This window comes from Polaribacter gangjinensis (assembly GCF_038024125.1).
GTDB classification, from domain to species: domain Bacteria; phylum Bacteroidota; class Bacteroidia; order Flavobacteriales; family Flavobacteriaceae; genus Polaribacter; species Polaribacter gangjinensis.
Window position 1 is genome coordinate 1,198,071 of the sequence record NZ_CP150662.1, and the last position, 17,169, is coordinate 1,215,239.

The 17,169-nt window shown below is 30.4% G+C and carries 17 protein-coding genes and 1 tRNA gene; 6 read left to right on the plus strand and 12 right to left on the minus strand.

Translation table 11 applies throughout. From position 1 onward, the window contains the following. Positions 1–29: 29 nt before the first annotated feature. Positions 30–281, minus strand: a complete 252-nt coding sequence (locus WHA43_RS05305; protein WP_105046071.1) for a type B 50S ribosomal protein L31 — start codon at positions 279–281, stop codon at positions 30–32. A gap of 227 nt (positions 282–508) precedes the next feature. Here WHA43_RS05305 and WHA43_RS05310 point away from each other — a divergent pair, with 227 nt between their 5' ends. Together WHA43_RS05310 and WHA43_RS05315 are read left to right on the plus strand one after the other, a co-directional pair. Continuing rightward, positions 509–1,552 (plus strand): glutaminyl-peptide cyclotransferase, encoded by a 1,044-nt coding sequence (locus WHA43_RS05310; protein WP_105046072.1) that lies wholly within the window; start codon positions 509–511, stop codon positions 1,550–1,552. A gap of 40 nt (positions 1,553–1,592) precedes the next feature. Beyond that, positions 1,593–3,101, plus strand: a complete 1,509-nt coding sequence (locus WHA43_RS05315) for a hypothetical protein (protein ID WP_105046073.1) — start codon at positions 1,593–1,595, stop codon at positions 3,099–3,101. On the opposite strand, the gene WHA43_RS05320 is transcribed toward WHA43_RS05315, so the two are convergent. After that, positions 3,102–4,382 (minus strand): metal-dependent hydrolase family protein, encoded by a 1,281-nt coding sequence (locus tag WHA43_RS05320; protein ID WP_105046074.1) that lies wholly within the window; start codon positions 4,380–4,382, stop codon positions 3,102–3,104. 64 nt (positions 4,383–4,446) lie between these two features. Between WHA43_RS05320 and WHA43_RS05325 the strand changes: the two genes are divergently transcribed. Then, positions 4,447–5,127, plus strand: a complete 681-nt coding sequence (locus WHA43_RS05325; RefSeq protein ID WP_105046075.1) for an SDR family NAD(P)-dependent oxidoreductase — start codon at positions 4,447–4,449, stop codon at positions 5,125–5,127. Positions 5,128–5,130: 3 nt separating this feature from the next. Beyond that, entirely contained in the window at positions 5,131–5,727 is a 597-nt protein-coding gene (locus tag WHA43_RS05330; protein WP_105046076.1) for a SprT-like domain-containing protein, read from the plus strand. 12 nt (positions 5,728–5,739) lie between these two features. On the opposite strand, the gene WHA43_RS05335 is transcribed toward WHA43_RS05330, so the two are convergent. From WHA43_RS05335 to WHA43_RS05355, 5 genes are all read right to left on the minus strand, one after another. Continuing rightward, positions 5,740–7,212, minus strand: coding sequence for a DUF389 domain-containing protein (locus WHA43_RS05335; RefSeq protein ID WP_105046077.1), 1,473 nt, complete (start codon positions 7,210–7,212; stop codon positions 5,740–5,742). Between the two features lie 58 nt (positions 7,213–7,270). After that, entirely contained in the window at positions 7,271–7,822 is a 552-nt protein-coding gene (locus WHA43_RS05340) for a CIA30 family protein (protein ID WP_340828504.1), read from the minus strand. Positions 7,823–7,885: 63 nt separating this feature from the next. After that, a tRNA-Lys gene (locus tag WHA43_RS05345) sits at positions 7,886–7,958 on the minus strand. Positions 7,959–8,018: 60 nt separating this feature from the next. Beyond that, complete coding sequence (locus WHA43_RS05350) at positions 8,019–8,786, minus strand: ABC transporter ATP-binding protein (RefSeq protein ID WP_105046078.1); 768 nt, start codon at positions 8,784–8,786, stop codon at positions 8,019–8,021. Positions 8,787–8,788: 2 nt separating this feature from the next. Then, positions 8,789–9,529: an MlaE family ABC transporter permease gene (locus WHA43_RS05355; RefSeq protein WP_105046079.1), complete on the minus strand. Its 741-nt coding sequence runs from the start codon at positions 9,527–9,529 to the stop codon at positions 8,789–8,791. Between the two features lie 109 nt (positions 9,530–9,638). Here WHA43_RS05355 and pafA point away from each other — a divergent pair, with 109 nt between their 5' ends. Then, positions 9,639–11,273, plus strand: coding sequence for an alkaline phosphatase PafA (gene pafA / locus WHA43_RS05360; protein WP_105046080.1), 1,635 nt, complete (start codon positions 9,639–9,641; stop codon positions 11,271–11,273). Between the two features lie 3 nt (positions 11,274–11,276). On the opposite strand, the gene WHA43_RS05365 is transcribed toward pafA, so the two are convergent. Next, positions 11,277–11,951 carry a PrsW family intramembrane metalloprotease gene (locus WHA43_RS05365; RefSeq protein ID WP_105046081.1) on the minus strand — a complete coding sequence of 225 codons (675 nt, stop codon included), beginning with the start codon at positions 11,949–11,951 and terminating at the stop codon, positions 11,277–11,279. A gap of 3 nt (positions 11,952–11,954) precedes the next feature. Continuing rightward, positions 11,955–12,887 carry a citrulline utilization hydrolase CtlX gene (gene ctlX / locus WHA43_RS05370; protein WP_105046082.1) on the minus strand — a complete coding sequence of 311 codons (933 nt, stop codon included), beginning with the start codon at positions 12,885–12,887 and terminating at the stop codon, positions 11,955–11,957. A gap of 180 nt (positions 12,888–13,067) precedes the next feature. Between ctlX and WHA43_RS05375 the strand changes: the two genes are divergently transcribed. After that, positions 13,068–14,015 carry a fasciclin domain-containing protein gene (locus tag WHA43_RS05375; protein WP_105046083.1) on the plus strand — a complete coding sequence of 316 codons (948 nt, stop codon included), beginning with the start codon at positions 13,068–13,070 and terminating at the stop codon, positions 14,013–14,015. Between the two features lie 50 nt (positions 14,016–14,065). Here WHA43_RS05375 and WHA43_RS05380 read toward each other — a convergent pair whose 3' ends face one another. From WHA43_RS05380 to WHA43_RS05390, 3 genes are all read right to left on the minus strand, one after another. After that, positions 14,066–14,980: a dimethylarginine dimethylaminohydrolase family protein gene (locus WHA43_RS05380; RefSeq protein ID WP_105046084.1), complete on the minus strand. Its 915-nt coding sequence runs from the start codon at positions 14,978–14,980 to the stop codon at positions 14,066–14,068. A gap of 64 nt (positions 14,981–15,044) precedes the next feature. Continuing rightward, positions 15,045–16,331, minus strand: a complete 1,287-nt coding sequence (locus WHA43_RS05385) for a citrate synthase (RefSeq protein ID WP_105047300.1) — start codon at positions 16,329–16,331, stop codon at positions 15,045–15,047. Positions 16,332–16,524: 193 nt separating this feature from the next. Then, positions 16,525–17,154: a hypothetical protein gene (locus WHA43_RS05390; protein WP_146104903.1), complete on the minus strand. Its 630-nt coding sequence runs from the start codon at positions 17,152–17,154 to the stop codon at positions 16,525–16,527. Positions 17,155–17,169 lie beyond the last annotated feature (15 nt).

Sequence of the window (17,169 nt, forward strand, 5' to 3'; positions counted from 1 at the left end):
AGGTTTTATATTTTTTAAATTCAGAAAAATTATTTGCTGAATTTTGAGTATTTGTTTTTAAACTTATCAATACGTCCTGCAGTATCAACCAATTTAGATTTACCAGTGTAAAATGGATGAGAAGTTCTTGAAATCTCTAATTTTACTAAAGGATACTCAACACCATCAACTTCAATAGTCTCTTTTGTGTCAACAGTTGAACGTGTAATAAAGATATCTTCATTAGACATATCTTTAAAAACTACCATTCTATAATTTTCTGGATGAATTCCTTTTTTCATTTTATAATATTTTAATACTTTATTGTTATGTTTGCTTGCGTAAAGTTGGTAAGGTTTTACACGATTTCTTTAAATAGCTAAATATTACTATTTTGAGGTTGCAAATTTAAGTTATTTTTTTAATTTACAAATAAATAATTTACATTTATTTGTAACTAAAAATTAGCTCACAGAAAACAATACAATTCTTGAGTACATCAAGCAATAATTAAGACAAAACAACACATATGAAAATTCGTATTATCATTATTTTCTCAATAATTTCATCTCTTTTTATAATTTCATGCGATGATAATTACAAATTCACTTTAGAAGTCCCTAAAAACACCTCTTTACATAAATCAATTTCAGCCATTGTTAAAGAAAAAAATAACAAACCAATTGATAGCGTTCACTTTTATATCAACGGAATAAAAAGTATCTCTTCAGTAAATACTGCTAATTTTAATACGAAAGATTTTGGCGTTGGTAAACATCAAATTTCAGCATTGATTTTTTATCCTGGAAAAACAAAAAAATTAAACAATTCTTTTGAAGTTTTAGCGTCAAAATCACCAGAAGTTTATACCTATAAAATTATCAATTCTTATCCTCATGATACAAAAGCGTACACACAAGGATTGGAATATCATCAAGGTTTTTTATACGAAACAACTGGAAGAAGAGGACAATCAACTTTAAGAAAAGTTGAGATTAATACTGGAAAAGTACTTCAAAAAATAGATATAGACAAACAGTATTTTGGAGAAGGAATGACCATTTTGAATGGAAAAATCTTTTGGTTGACTTGGCAAGCTAAAAAAGGTTTTGTATTTGATTTAGCAACATTTACTCAAGAAAAAGAATTTTCTTACAATAATAGCGTTGAAGGTTGGGGTTTTACTAATAATGGTGAAGAATTGATAAAATCTGATGGAACTCACAAAATTTGGTTTTTAGATGCGAAAACTCAAAAAGAAAAACGATTTATTCAGGTTTATACCAATAAATATGCAGTTGATGATTTGAATGAATTGGAATTAATTGATGATAAACTATACGCAAACAAATACCAACAAAATGCCATTGTGATTATTGACATAAAAACTGGCGAAGTTTTAGGAGTTGCTGATTTGACAGGTTTGAAAACAGAAATGGAAAAAACTCAAAAATTAGTTGCCAACGACGAAGTTTTAAACGGAATTGCATACGATAAAGAAAACAACCGATTGTTTGTAACTGGAAAAAACTGGGGGAAACTTTTCGAAATTGAATTGATTAAAAAACAATAAATCAATCATTTAAAAGTTCTATTTTTATAAAAAATTTAGCATGCGTACTTTTTTAGCTTTTTTACTTTTTATAGCTCTGATTTCAGTAAGTTCTTGTAGAAAAGATTTTTCTACAATTCCCAGTTTTGGAAATTTAGAATTCTCTAAAGACACCGTTTTTTTAGATACCATTTTTACCAATATTGGTTCAGCAACCTACAATTTAAAGGTGTATAACAGAGGAAATAAAGCAATTACAATTCCTAGAATTTCACTCGAAAATGGAACATCATCCAACTACAGATTGAATGTTGATGGAATTCCTGGAAAAGAATTTGTGGATATTGACATTTTAGCCAAAGACAGTATTTATATTTTTATTGAAACAACTATTGACGTAAATGCTGTTTCAAATCCTTTATATACAGACCGAATTTTGTTTGATAATGGCAACAATCAGCAAGATGTGGATTTGGTAACTTTGGTAAAAGATGCCAATTTTATTTTTCCAGGAAGAAATCCCATTTCAATGAAAATTGATAGTTTAACTATTGATGGTCAACCAACTACCATAAAAGGACGTTTTTTAACAGATGCTGAATTAACGTTTAGCAATACAAAACCAACTGTAATTTATGGATATGCAGCAGTTCCAGAGAACAAAACCTTAACCATAAATGCAGGAGCAAGAGTTCATTTTCACAGCAATTCAGGATTGATTATTGACAAAAAAGCGACCTTAAAAGTCAATGGAAATTTGAATGAAAAGGTAATTTTTGAAGGTGACAGATTGGAAAATAGTTTCAGTAAAATTCCTGGACAATGGGGCACTATTTGGATGAGAGCAGGAAGCAAAGACAACGAAATTCATCATGCACAAATAAAAAATGGTGTTATTGGCATCTTGATTGACAGTATTGGATCCAACTCCACTCCTACTTTACAACTTTCAAATACTGAAATTTACAATCATTCCAACTTCGGGATTCTAGCAAGAGAAACAAACATCGAAGCTTTTAATGTGGTGATTGGTTCTGCAGGACAAGCTTCTTTAGCTGCAACAGTTGGAGGAACTTATAATTTTACGCACAGTACTTTTGCCAATTTTTGGAATAATGGTATCAGGCAATTACCAGCAGTTTTGGTGAATAATTTTTTCGTTTATGAAAATGCATCAGGACAAGAAATTATAGAAACTAGAGATTTAAAAGCTGCAAATTTTACAAACTGTATTTTTGAAGGAAACAATAACATCGAATTTTTATTGGATAAAGTTGAAGGAAGTTTGTTCAATTATAACATCCGAAATTGTATGATTTCGTTTACAGATTCAAATAATTCATTTGTTGGAAACGCAGAAATGATTTTTACAAACAATCCCAATTATCAAAATATCATCCTAAATGGTTTGGCTGATTTCAGAAATACACAAAATGAAGATTTTATAATTGGCGAAAATTCTGCAGGAATTAACAAAGCCATATCAAGCAGTTTTCCTTTTGATATTTTAGGCGTAAACAGAACCAATTCTCCAGATATTGGTGCATATCAACACATCATTTTTGATTGATTATTGTTTATAAACAACTCCATCTTTCATTACAAAAACAACATTTTCCATTGTTGCAATGTTTTTTGATGGATCTTCATCAACAGCAATAATATCAGCAAAAAAGCCTTTTTTGATCTGTCCTAATTCATTTTCCATTTTCAATAACATCGCATTAGTAATTGTGGCAGATTGAATTGTTTCCATAACTGGCATTCCTGCAGCAACCATGAATCCGAATTCTTTACCATTATTTCCGTGTTTAAAAACACCTGCATCTGTACCAAAAGCAATTTTTACACCTTTTTTATACGCTTTTCCAAAAGTCCCTTGAATTTGAGGTCCAACAGCCAATGCTTTTGGAACAACAATGTCTGGATAAAAACCTTTGATGGTAGCTTTCTCTGCAACTTCTTTCCCTGCTGTAATTGTTGGCACCATAAACACATCATATTTAATCATCAAATCCATAGTTTCTTCACTCATATAAGTACCATGTTCTATGGTTTTTACGCCACCTAAAATAGCTCTTTTCATACCTTCATCTCCATGAGCATGAGCAGCTACAAACATTCCATAATCTTTGGCAGTTTCGCAAATAGCTTTGATTTCTTCGATAGTAAACTGTGGGTTGTCTCCTGATTTTGCAACACTCAATACACCACCAGTTGCCGTAATTTTAATCCAATCTGCACCATTTTTATAACGCTGTCTAACCGCTTTTTTAGCATCGTCAATAGAATTTACAACGCCATCTTTTGGTCCTGGATCACCAATAAATAGTTTATTTCCACCATTTGTTGGATCAGCATGACCTCCAGTTGTTGCCAATGATTTTCCTGCAGTAAAAACTCTTGGTCCAGGAATTTTTCCTTGATCTATAGCATTTCTGATGGAAATATTTACGCCTGTTCCACCCAAATCTCTTACTGTTGTAAATCCGTTTAATAAAGTAGTTTTTGCAAAACCAACTGAATTAAATGCTACATCTGCTTCGTTCAAAACATATTTTTCTAGTTGCGTTTTTGGATTGAATTCTTGTTCTATATGCACATGGAAATCAATCAAACCTGGCATTACCACTTTATTTTTTAAATCAATAGTGGTAATATTTTTACTTTTTGCTACTAAAAATCCGTCAACAACATCAATAATTTTATTTTTTTCAATGATGATAGTTTTATTAGTTTCTATTTTTCCTGATTTGGTATCAATCAATTTTCCACATAAAATATGTGTTGTTTGGGCAATGCTAGTTTGAATCAAAAAAAGTGCACTTAGAAATAAGAATATTTTTTTCATTTGGATTATTTTAGTTTCTAAATGTATGAAAATTTGAGTAATTTGCTGAATAAATTTTTGATAGATGAAACATGTAATTATTACAGGAACTAGTAGAGGAATTGGATTTGAATTGGCAAAAATCTTCGCAAACAATGGACATAAAGTATTGGCAATTTCTAGAAATACTACCCCTTTATCAAAAATAAATCATGAAAATATCACTACAATTTCTGTGGATGTTTCTAAAACATCTGATTTGAAAAAAATTAGCGAATTTGTAGAAATCAATTGGAAAAAAGTAGATATTCTCATCAATAATGCAGGGAAACTCATCAATAAACCTTTTACTGAATTAACTACTGACGATTTTTTAGAAGTGTATAAAGTAAATGTTTTCGGAGTTGCTGAACTTACCAAAAATATGATTCCGTTTTTGCAAAAAGGCAGTCATGTAGTAACAATCAGTTCTATGGGTGGAATTCAAGGAAGTATGAAATTTCCGGGTTTAGCGGCCTATTCATCTGCAAAAGGCGCAGTAATTACCTTATCAGAATTGTTGGCTGAAGAATACAAAGAGCAGCAAATTGCATTCAATGTTTTGGCAATTGGAGCTGTTCAAACTGAAATGTTAGCAGAAGCATTCCCTGATTATAAAGCGCCACTTTCTGCTACAGAAATGGCTGAATATATGTATGATTTTGCTTTGAATGGCAACAAATTTTATAACGGAAAAGTATTGCAAGTTTCCTCAACAACACCATAGTTTTTGAAATCAGATTATCAAAATTACATTCCGATAAAAGCCATTCCTTTTGTTGACTTTTTAGTTGAAAAACATTCTTTTGCGCTAAAAATTGTCAATGAAAGAGCTACCAAACATGGAGATTTTAGAAAACTTCCGAATGGAAAATTTCAAATAACTATCAATAATAATCTGAATAAATATCAATTTTTATTGACATTGGTTCACGAAATTGCACATCATGTTACCCATGAAAAATTTGGTAGAGCACAACCTCATGGAAAAGAATGGAAAACGGTTTTCCAGCATTTGATGTTGCCTTTTTTACATCCTGAAATTTATCCTCCAGAGATTTTAAGACCTTTAGCAACCTACTTAAAAAATCCAAAAGCGAGTACAGATGCAGATGCTAAATTATCACTTGCCTTGAGAGGTAATGAAGCTGAATCTGGAAAATTATTTGTTTTTAACATTCCGAATGGAGGTTTTTTTGAATTTAAAAACACCATCTACAAACGTGGAAATCAACGAAGAACAAGGATTGAATGCCAGAATATCAAAACACATAAAAACTACTTATTTCATCAAAATGTTGAAGTAACAGAAGTTTTTAGCAACTAATTTATTCTAAAACTATCTTTCTCTTTTGATAAATAATGTATCCAATTTCATTTCTTTTTGAAGCCAAGCACGCAATTCTGATTCTTTAAGATTGATGGTAGTTTCAAGTGTTTTTGGATTCCATTTAACTGTTGCAATCGGAATTGTATCAATTTTTATAAAATCTTTTGAGTACAGCATTTTTGCAAAGCCAATTTGCTCAACCTCACTATATCTTATCTTTACATCTTTCGCAATTCTACTAAAAGCTATTGCTTTTTTGTCTTTTGCAAGCGCATCTTGCTCTATACGTGTATTGAGTTGAAAAATGGTTTGCTGTAGAAGTGAAATTTCATTTTCAAGTTCAGTAATTCTCTCTTTACTTTGTTGTAATTCCTCTCTTTTTTCTTTGTAAGCAGTAGTTATCAACTCGAAACTTTTAGTATCACTTCCTTTAATTTTCAATTTAAAATCAGCCAAATTCGGATACAAAATGTTTTTAGTCAATTCATTATTTAGGTCGTTTTTTGTAGCATCAGAAACTTCATTGAAAAAATTTAATAATATTTCTTTATTTTCTAAATCTTTCTCCCAATCAATTAAAGTTAAAGATTCGTTTTCTTTGATTTCATTTTTAATAAAATTAAAAATTTGATTGTTGATTTTATTTTCATTAAAAACCTTTACAAAGGTAAAAATTGCAGGAATCATTACTAATATTCCAATAATTGTTGCCATGGTTGCATATTGTTTTCTCTTTTTTGCATTGGCATATTCAAACATTGGAAAATTCAATAATTTCAGTACCAAAAAAGTTGCTAAGGCAATAAAAATTGCATTGATTGTGAACAAATACATAGCTCCAATAAAGTAGGAAAAATTCCCTTTTGCCAATCCATAACCAGCAGTACAAAGAGGAGGCATTAAAGCTGTGGCAATGGCAACACCAAAAATCACTGAAGCAATAGTTCCTTTTTTTGTTTTCGCAACCATTAAGGCTGTCCCACCAAAAAATGCAATCAATACATCACGAATATCTGGACTAACTCTTCCTAATAATTCTGAGGTATCTTCACTTAAAGGAAAAAGATAAAAAAACATGAAAGATGCAAACAAACTCAGCACAATCATCACACCCAAATTTTTGACTGATTTTTTTAAGGTATTGATATCATTCAAAGCAAAAGACATTCCTATTCCTAAAATAGGTCCCATTAGAGGAGAGATCAACATGGCTCCAATAACAACTGCTGTTGAGTTTGCATTTAAGCCAATAGAGGCCACAAATACAGCGAAAATCAAAATCCAAGCAGTTGCACCTTTAAAAGTGATATCGGCTTTTATTGCTTCGATGGTTGCTTCATGATCTGTATCATCTCTAAAATCAAAAAGATTGTTTAGAAATGTTTTTGCATGAGTAAAAACTCTAGAAAAGTCTTCTTTTTTATTTTCAGAAATCGTTTTTTCTTCATTTTTACCATTTTGATTCGTGAAATCTTCTCTCATAATTGAATATTAAAAAATGTAAGATACAAAAATCTTACTAAGTTTTGCGGCTAAAATATTATTCTAAATAAATTTTATCAATCTCTAAACAAAAATCTTGTGCTTTTTTATTACCGATTAAAAATGCTATTTCCTCGAAACTATTCTCTGAAAAATTAGGCAAACTCAGCGATTTTCCTCTAAATTTTGGTTGCATTTCTGAAAGATTAACTTCGATAATTTCCCAATTATTGTTCGTTTGAAAAGTTGCAACATATGAATAATAATCACTCTGATTTTTTTTAATTCTCAGTTGATATGCATTTCCATCTCCTTTTAACCGAATTTTGATTTTAGTTGAAGAATTTATTTTCTTCTTTAGAAACTGATGTCTTACAGATGAAAATCCGCCATTATTTTCTAGAGATACATTTCCATAAAAAACGGCATTACCTTCGTTATTGATACTAAATTTTCCTGAAGATTTGCCTCCCATTACAACATCATTAACTACTTTCCAAACAGAAACATCTGTATCTCTTGAAAAATCAAAAATAAGCTGCCCTGAGTTCATGAATAAAGAAAGAAATAAAATTGAAGTTAAACTTTTTTGCATCGCGATTGTAAACATTACAAAAATACGTTTAAAAGGAGTGTAAATAAAAAAACTCCGTAAAAAATACGGAGTTTTATGTGACCGGGCTGGGATTCGAACCCAGGACCCTTTCATTAAAAGTGAAATGCTCTACCAACTGAGCTACCAGGTCTTCTTTTCTTTTTAGCGGGTGCAAATATATGAGTTATATTCTAAAAAACAAACCTATTTTTTATTTTGTTTCATTTAAATATGCCTCTCGTACTTTTTTGAAAAGGTTTGATGAATATACAAAATCCACAACCGCCTCATTATCAGTTCTAAATATATCTTCACTACTTCCTTCCCAAGCCTTTAATCCATTTTTTAAAAAAATAATTTTTTCTCCAATTTCCATTACAGAATTCATATCATGAGTATTTATAACAGTTGTAATGTTATATTCTTGGGTAATTTCTTGAATTAAATTATCAATAACAATAGCTGTTTGAGGGTCTAAACCAGAATTTGGTTCATCACAAAATAAATATTTTGGATTCATTACAATCGCTCGTGCAATGGCAACTCTTTTTTGCATTCCTCCTGATAATTCTGCTGGAATTTTTTTATTGGCATTCTCTAAATTGACTCTTTTTAAAACAAAATTCACACGATCTAACATTTCAGAATTTGTTTTTTTGGTAAACATTTTCAACGGAAACATTACATTTTCTTCTACAGTTTGAGAATCAAAAAGTGCACTTCCTTGAAAAACCATGCCAATTTCTTGTCTCCATTGACGTTTTTCTTCGGTTGTAAAATTCGTATTTATTCTTCCATCAAAAGAAATAAAACCCTCTTCTGGCGTATGTAAACCAATCAAAGATTTTAAAAAAACCGTTTTTCCAGAACCACTTTGACCGATGATTAAGCTTGTTTTTCCTGGTAAAAATTTTGCTGAAATTCCTTTTAAAATTTTAACTCCACCAAATCCTTTATGAATATTATCAACTTCTATCATAATTACGTCAACAGCATTTGAGTTAAGAAATAATTAAAAATTACAATCAAAATTGTGGTCCAAACAACAGATTTGGTACTTGCTTTTCCAACAGCAATCGAACCTCCTTTTACATAATATCCATGGTAAGATGGAACAGTAGCAATTAAAAATGCAAAAACTAAGGTTTTAATCATAGCATAGGTTATCAAAAATGGTTTAAATTCCATTTGCAAACCCTCTATATAATCTAGACCACTAAATAATCCAGATATGATACCTGCAACCCATCCTCCAAAAATACCCAATACCATTGCCAAAGAAATTAAAAAAGGGTAAAAGAAAACAGTGGCAATTACTTTTGGCAAAACCAAATGATTCAGAGAGTTAATTCCCATTACTTCAAGAGCGTCAATTTGCTCTGTAACTCTCATAGTTCCAATACTTGACGTAATATAAGACCCTACTTTTCCTGCCAAAATAATTGAACAAAAAGTTGGAGCAAACTCTAAAATTACCGATCGTTTTGCGGCAAAACCAATCAGAGATTTTGGTATAAAAGGACTTTCAACATTTAATGCTGTTTGCAAAGCAATAACACCTCCAATAAAAAAGGAAATAAACATGATAATTCCTAAAGATTTCAGCCCTAATTCTTCAATTTCTTTGAAAAGTGATTCGTAAAAAAAACGACGTCTTTGAGGTTTTTTAAAAACCTGAAAAAGCATCATGAAATATTTACCAACATGTTCTATGTAGTTCATAGATGTAATTTTATGCTAAAGTATTAAATTTAGATGAATAGAATGTAAAATTACTAAAATCAAACTATAAAATAATTACTTTTGAGCATTCAAAAAAAACTAATTCGAAATGAAAAAAATCATTTTTATTCTCTTTTTATCTTTCATTTTTTTAAATTTTACGGAAGAAAAAACAACTTCTGAAAAACCAAAATTAGTAATTGGAATTGTGGTAGATCAAATGCGTTATGACTATCTTACAAGATATTATCATCGCTTTGGAAATGATGGATTTAAACGTCTTTTAAATGAAGGTTTTTCAGTAGAAAATGCTCATTTTAATTATATCCCAACTTATACAGCTGTTGGTCACACATCCATTTATACAGGTACAACTCCAGATCATCATGGAATTATCGGGAATAATTGGTATGATAAATTTTTAAAAAAATCCATTTATTGCGTAGATGATTTTAACTACACTTCTGTAGGAACAGAGTCAGATTATGGGCAAAAATCACCTTACAGATTGGCCACAACAACTGTTACAGACCAATTATTATTGGCGCAAAATATGCGTGGAAAATCTATTGGAATTGCCTTAAAAGATAGATCTGCCATTTTGCCTGTTGGACACACTGCAACTGCTGCATATTGGTATGAAGGAAAAGACAAAGGTCATTTTATAACAAGTTCGTTTTATAGAAATGATTTGCCAACTTGGGTAACTGATTTTAACAAGTTGCAAAAAGCGGATTATTACACTTCAAAACTTTGGAATACATTGTATGACATTAAAACTTACACAAACAGCACTGCAGATAATTCAATTTTTGAAGGTGTTTTTACAGGAGAAAAATTACCTGTTTTTCCACACGACATTCCGAATTTGAAAAAAGAAAATGGAAATTTAAGCATCATTTCAGAAACTCCTTTTGGAAATTCATTGACTTTAGATTTCGCAAAAGCAGCCATCATTGGAGAAAATTTAGGAAGAGGAAAAGATACTGACTTTTTGGCTATTAGTTTTTCAAGTACAGATTATGTAGGCCATAAATATGGTGTTGATGCTGTTGAAACTGAAGACACTTATCTCAGATTAGACAGAGATTTAGCAGAATTATTTCGATTTTTAGATGAAAAAGTTGGAAAAGGAAAATATACCATTTTCTTAACTGCAGATCATGGTGCTATAAGAGTTCCTGCATATTTAGATTCTTTAAAAATTCCTGCAAAATATTTTAACACTCGAAAATTTAAAAACTTTTTAGATTCTGTTTCAACAAAACATTTTAAATCCACAGAATTGGTTGAGAATTTTTCCAATTATCAATTGTTTTTAGATAAAGAAAAAATAAGTACTCTTGGATTTAAATTGGACGAAGTTGCTGAAATATTTGCTGATGAATTGGTAAATTTTGAGACAATAAATAAAGCTGTAACTGCAAAAACTTTGCAAAAAACGAATTTTACAAAAGGAATTTTAAACGTTTTACAAAACGGATACAATCAAAAATTGTCTGGAGATGTACTGCTGATTCCCAATCCAGGAACAATTTCAGGAAAAAGAACAGGAACTACTCATGGTTCTGGTTTTTCTTATGACACGCACGTTCCCATTATTTTTTATGGAAATGGTATTAAAAAAGGAACTACAAAAAAGCGTTATGAAATTACAGATATCGCTCCAACAATCGCCAATTTATTAAAAATTGAGGCACCAAATTCGACTACAGGAAAAATTATTGAAGAAGTTTTTAAGTAAAAATTAAAATCTGAAATGTGAATTTTTTTGATGAATTTTAATCGCTTTTTTGGATAAAATAATTCCTATAATTAGTGAAACAAAAGCGCCAATTGCAATTCCAGGAATAAAATTAATGAACAAGAAAAAATCATAGGATCCATGAAAAAAGGTTGCAACTACCAATCCTGTAAAATTTAACAATTGTTTGTTTTTTGAAAACTTAGCTAATCCCATAAAATAGCCCATTAAAATTCCGAAAGTTGCGTGTGCAGGAACTGCTGTAAAAGCTCTAAGAATTCCTGTTGCAGCTCCATGTTCAAAAACATATAAAATGTTTTCTAAGGCTGCAAATCCCATAGAAACCATTACTGCATATACAATTCCGTCAAAAGGTTCATTGAATTCTGAGTTCTTTTGAGCATAATATTTTACAATAATATATTTCGAAAATTCTTCGACCAAACCAACAAGAAAAAAAGCATTTATAAATTGTTGATATATACTAGTTGTATCAGTCAATGGATAAATATGATTTGCAACTGCACTTAAAATCAATGTAATAACAACACTTACTATAGCGCCCATCAAGAAATTTTTGAATAAAAAACGAACAGGTTCTTTTTCAAATTTATCTTTGAAATAGATATACAGAATGATAATCATTGCTGGCGCAATTGCCAATAAAAGTAAACTCATTTTTTACATTTTTGGTAAAAAAATCTCAGCCATCATGCAACGTGCACTCCCCCCTCCACAAGTTTCAATGGTTTCTAAAGAACTAGAAATTATTTTGCAATGTTTGGTAATTTGTTGAATTTGGGTTGGAGTTAAACAATCGAAAGCTGCTTGACTCATCACTAAAAATCGTTCGTTATTTGTTCCTTTTACTTGCAACATATTCCCTGCAAAATGAGTGACTTGGTTTTCCGTAATTTCAATGATGTGTTTTCTGTCTTCTTTTAAATGTTTTACAACATTTTTTCGTTCTTGTTTATCATCAATGGTATCCAAACAAATCACTGCAAAAGTTTCTGCCAAACACATCATAACATTGGTATGATAAATTGGTTTTCTTTTTCCATCAACAGTTTGATATGCTGTAAAAATTACAGGAGTATATTCAAAATCTTCGCAAAACTCTATAAATAAATCCTCATCAGCTCTTGGTGATAAGGCACAATATGCTTTTTTATTTACACGGTCTAACAACAAACTTCCTGTACCTTCTAAAAATATTTCTTCTTCTTCAGCACTTGTATAATCTATTACATTTTCAATCAAAAAACCTTTTTCCTCTAAAATATCTAAAATATCTTCACGTCTTTCATGCCTTCTATTTTCAGCAAACATAGGATATAATGCTACTGTGCCATCTTCATGAAATGAAATCCAATTGTTAGGAAAAAGTGCATCAGGAGTGTCAAATTCATCTGTATCTGAGATGACAACAACTTCAATTCCATGACTTTTTAATTTGTCAACATAAGTATCAAATTCAAATTGAGCTTTTTTATTGATTTCAGCATTTTTTAAATCTAACGCTTCTTGATAATAATTATTAACGGCTGTTTGTTCGTTCATCCTAAAATTAATCGGACGAATCATTAAAATAGAATTAGTTGTTTGTTGCATATGAATTTTATGTACAACAAAATTATACTTTTTTAATGAAGTTTGTATATAACCAATTTAAAAAGCAATAAAATATTTTGTTTAACATTTTTTTATAATAGTTTAACAAAATGATAAGATTTTATTGTTTAATCAATTATTAGATTTGTTAAACAAACATAAACCTAAAACTAATATATTATGAAAAAAGTAACGAGTATTATTTTAGCATTATTTGCAGGAATCGTTTTTACATCTTGCAATGACGACAATGACACTGTAATGGAAACAAACACGATTGTTGATGTTGCAGTTAAAAACAATTTAACTAGTTTAGTAGCTGCTGTTCAAAGAGCAGGATTAGCATCAACTTTATCTGCCAATGGCTCTTTTACGGTTTTTGCCCCAACTAACGAAGCTTTTCAAGCGTTATTAGATTCAAATCAGAATTGGAATTCAATAAATGATATTCCAGTTGAAACTTTACAAGCAGTATTATTATTTCACGTTTTAGATGGGACTGTAAGATCTACAGATTTATCAGATACCTATGTAAATACTTTGTCAACAGGACCAAATGATGAGCCCTTGTCTTTGCAAGTTAAAGTTACAGGTGGTGTTGCTTTTAATGGTGATGCAACTCCAGTTAATGTTGATGTGAATGCATCAAATGGAATTGTTCATGTAATTAACAAAGTAATGTTACCTCCAAATATTGTAACATTAGCTTTAAACAATGGAGGATTTACAAGTTTAGTTGCTGCTTTAACTGATAGTAGACATACAACTGATTTCGTTTCAGTTTTATCAGGAAATGGTCCTTTTACAGTATTCGCTCCAACAAATGCTGCTTTTCAGGCATTATTAGATTCAAATCCAAATTGGAACTCATTAGCTGATGTGCCAATTGCAACGTTAGATGCAGTTTTAAAATACCACGTTGTTAATGGAGCAAATGTACAAGCTAATCAATTAACCAATGGAAGTGTTACAACTCTTGGTGGAAGCATCACAATAAATCTAACTGATGGGGCTCAAATTCAAACATCGAGTTCTCAAACTGTGAATATATTAGTAGGAGCTGCAACAAATGATGTACAAGGAACAAATGGAGTTATCCATGCAATTGACACAGTCTTGTTGCCATAATTACCATTCTTGTTTCAAGAGGAAAAAGCTGCATTAAATGCAGCTTTTTTTTATTCTCGAATTAAAGGTAATGTTGAGCATCTCAACAAACCTTCTTGTTTTGCAATTTCTGCATAAGGAACTTCTTCGACTATAAATCCATTTTTGCGTAACCAATTATTAAGTCTTGTAAAGTTTTTTTCGGAAATAATAACATCTTCAGAAATTGAAAAAACATTGCTATTCATGTCGTACATTTCATCCTTGGTTATTTCAAAAATGTGTTCCTTCCCAAAATAATTTACTAACCAATTATATTCTTCTTCAATCAAAAAGCCATTTTTATGTAAAATTGCTTTGTTTTTTCCAATAGGTTGAAAGCAACAATCTAAATGCAATGCATTTTCTTTTGGATCAGTATTATGTTTTCTTAATTCAAAAGACTTTACAATTTTGTTTGGGAATAATTGTTGTAATGCTAAGACTGCATGTTTATTTGTACGAGCTGTAATAAAGCTTGCATAATCATCACCTGTATAAGTTCCAACGAAAATATACTCATTCCATGGCATGACATCTCCACCTTCAATATGGCATTCTTTTGGAAGCTCAATAATATTTATAGGATTTATTTGATTGGTAACATGCTGAATTGCAATGTATTCTTTTTCTCTATCTGGCAAAATATTGGCTTTTATCAATTTATCTTCAATGACGAATGCAATATCTCTAGAAAAAATTTGATTGTAATTTTTGATGACTTTGGGTCTGTAAACGGCGATATCATATTTTTTAAAAACAGCAGCAACAGCTTCCATTTCTTCAATCATATCCTCCTCTTTTGGATAAGTCCCATTCAAAACATGTTCTCTACTTTTTGGGTCATAACAATCTTCTAGCTTAGGAATTGAGCCATTGCTGTTTGCAATGCCTAAAACCACCGCTTTTAATTGAGAAGTTTCGTTTGTTATATTGAGTTGTAACATGCTTTAGAGATAAAAAAAGCTCCATGAATCATGAAGCTTTCGGTCGTAAAAATAACAAAAGTTTTTATCTTTCTGATATAGATTTAAATGATCGCAAAGTTTCGCCAACGTAAATTTGACGTGGTCTTCCAATTGGTTCATTATTTAATCGCATTTCTCTCCACTGTGCAATCCAACCTGGCAAACGTCCTAAAGCAAACATTACTGTAAACATATCTGTTGGAATATCCATTGCTCTGTAAATAATTCCCGAATAGAAATCTACGTTTGGATATAATTTTCTTTCTACAAAATACGGATCATTTAAAGCTTCTTGCTCTAAACCTTTTGCAATAGCTAAAATTGGATCATTTACGCCTAAATCATTTAAAACATCATCAGCTGCTTTTTTAATAATTCTTGCTCTTGGATCAAAATTTTTATACACTCTGTGACCAAAACCCATCAATCTGAAAGGATCATCTTTGTCTTTTGCTTTCGCCATGTATTTTTTGGTATCACCATCATCCGCTTTAATAGCTTCCAACATTTCCAAAACTGCTTGATTTGCGCCTCCATGCAAAGGTCCCCAAAGTGCAGAAATTCCGGCTGATAAAGAAGCAAATAATCCAACATGAGATGAACCTGCAATTCTTACAGTTGATGTAGAACAATTTTGTTCATGATCTGCGTGTAAAATCAATAATTTGTCTAGCGCATCTTTAATAATTGGATTTACAACATAAGGTTCGTTTGGTTGCTCAAACATCATTTTCATAATATTTTCAACATAATCCAACGATTTTGAACCATAATTTAAAGGCAAACCTTGTTTTTTACGCATTGTCCACGCTACCAAAACTGGGAATTTTCCCATAATTTTACATATAGCTTTGTACATATCTTCTTCAGATTTTACATTTACCGAAGAAGGATTGAACGCAGTCAATGCACTTGTTAAAGAAGATAAAACTCCCATTGGATGGGCTGATTTTGGAAAAGCATCTACGATCTTTTTAACATCTTCATCAACTACAGATTGTACTTTGATATCGGCATAAAACTTTTCTAATTGTTCTTTAGTAGGTAAATCTCCAAAAATTAAAGCGTATGCAACTTCTAAAAAAGTAGCTTTTTCAGCCAACTCTTCTATGTCATAACCTCTGTAACGTAAAATTCCTTTTTCACCATCTAAAAACGTAATACTGCTCTCGCAAGAACCTGTATTTTTGTAACCAGAATCTAAAGTTATAACGCCATTAGTGGCTGTTCTTAAATTTTTTATATCGATAGCAACCTCATTCTCAGTTCCTTTCACTAATGGAAATTCGTACGAATTTTCTCCTATTACTAACTTTGCAGTATTTGACATATTCAATCTTATTTTTTTTGTTGAAGTGTTTTGCGAAGATACCAATAAATTAAGAATTTAAAAAGTTGAAAATGATAGATTTTTAGTACTTAAAAATAAATATTACTGATTTAACAATTCTTTAGTAAAAAGAAAATCCTCTTAGAAATTCTAAGAGGATTTAAGTAAAACGCATATAGTTTTGAAAAAATATTTAAAATCGAATTCCTATTCCTAATCCATAACCACTATGATAAATTATATCTCTAGGATTTTCATTGGAGATAAGTGGCTTTTTTAGTTTATAAGAATCATTATCCCAAAATATTTTAAAAATAACATTGTAATCATCATATTTTTCAATTGGAAATTCTAATCCAAATCTAATATTTCCATATCCTGATGAATTTTCAACTTTAGAATCTAATCCAAAACCCCTAGCTGTCATGATATAAAAGTTTGTAGAATCATAATTTTTGAAATAATATCGAACTAAACCACCTAATTTATAAGCAGTAATACTTCCTTGAGATTGATGTTGAAATCCTGTAATTAAACCAAAAGTTACTTTTTTAAAAATAGGATAATTGATAGTGTAAAACAACTCAAATGACAACCTACTTTTTAAAGTTTCTCCACCACCATTTTTAAAATGATAAGAAATATCATCTGGTAAAGAAATTCCGAAACTGAAAGTCTGAATTAATTCTGCTGGTAATTCATTGAATTTTTTATCATTTTTCGAAATTTCAGCACCAGTTCTTAATGCATCTTGAATACTTATTTGACTCCAAATTGTCAAAACTGAAAACGATAAAAAAAATGTTAGGATTAGATTCTTCATTTTAATTTTTAATCA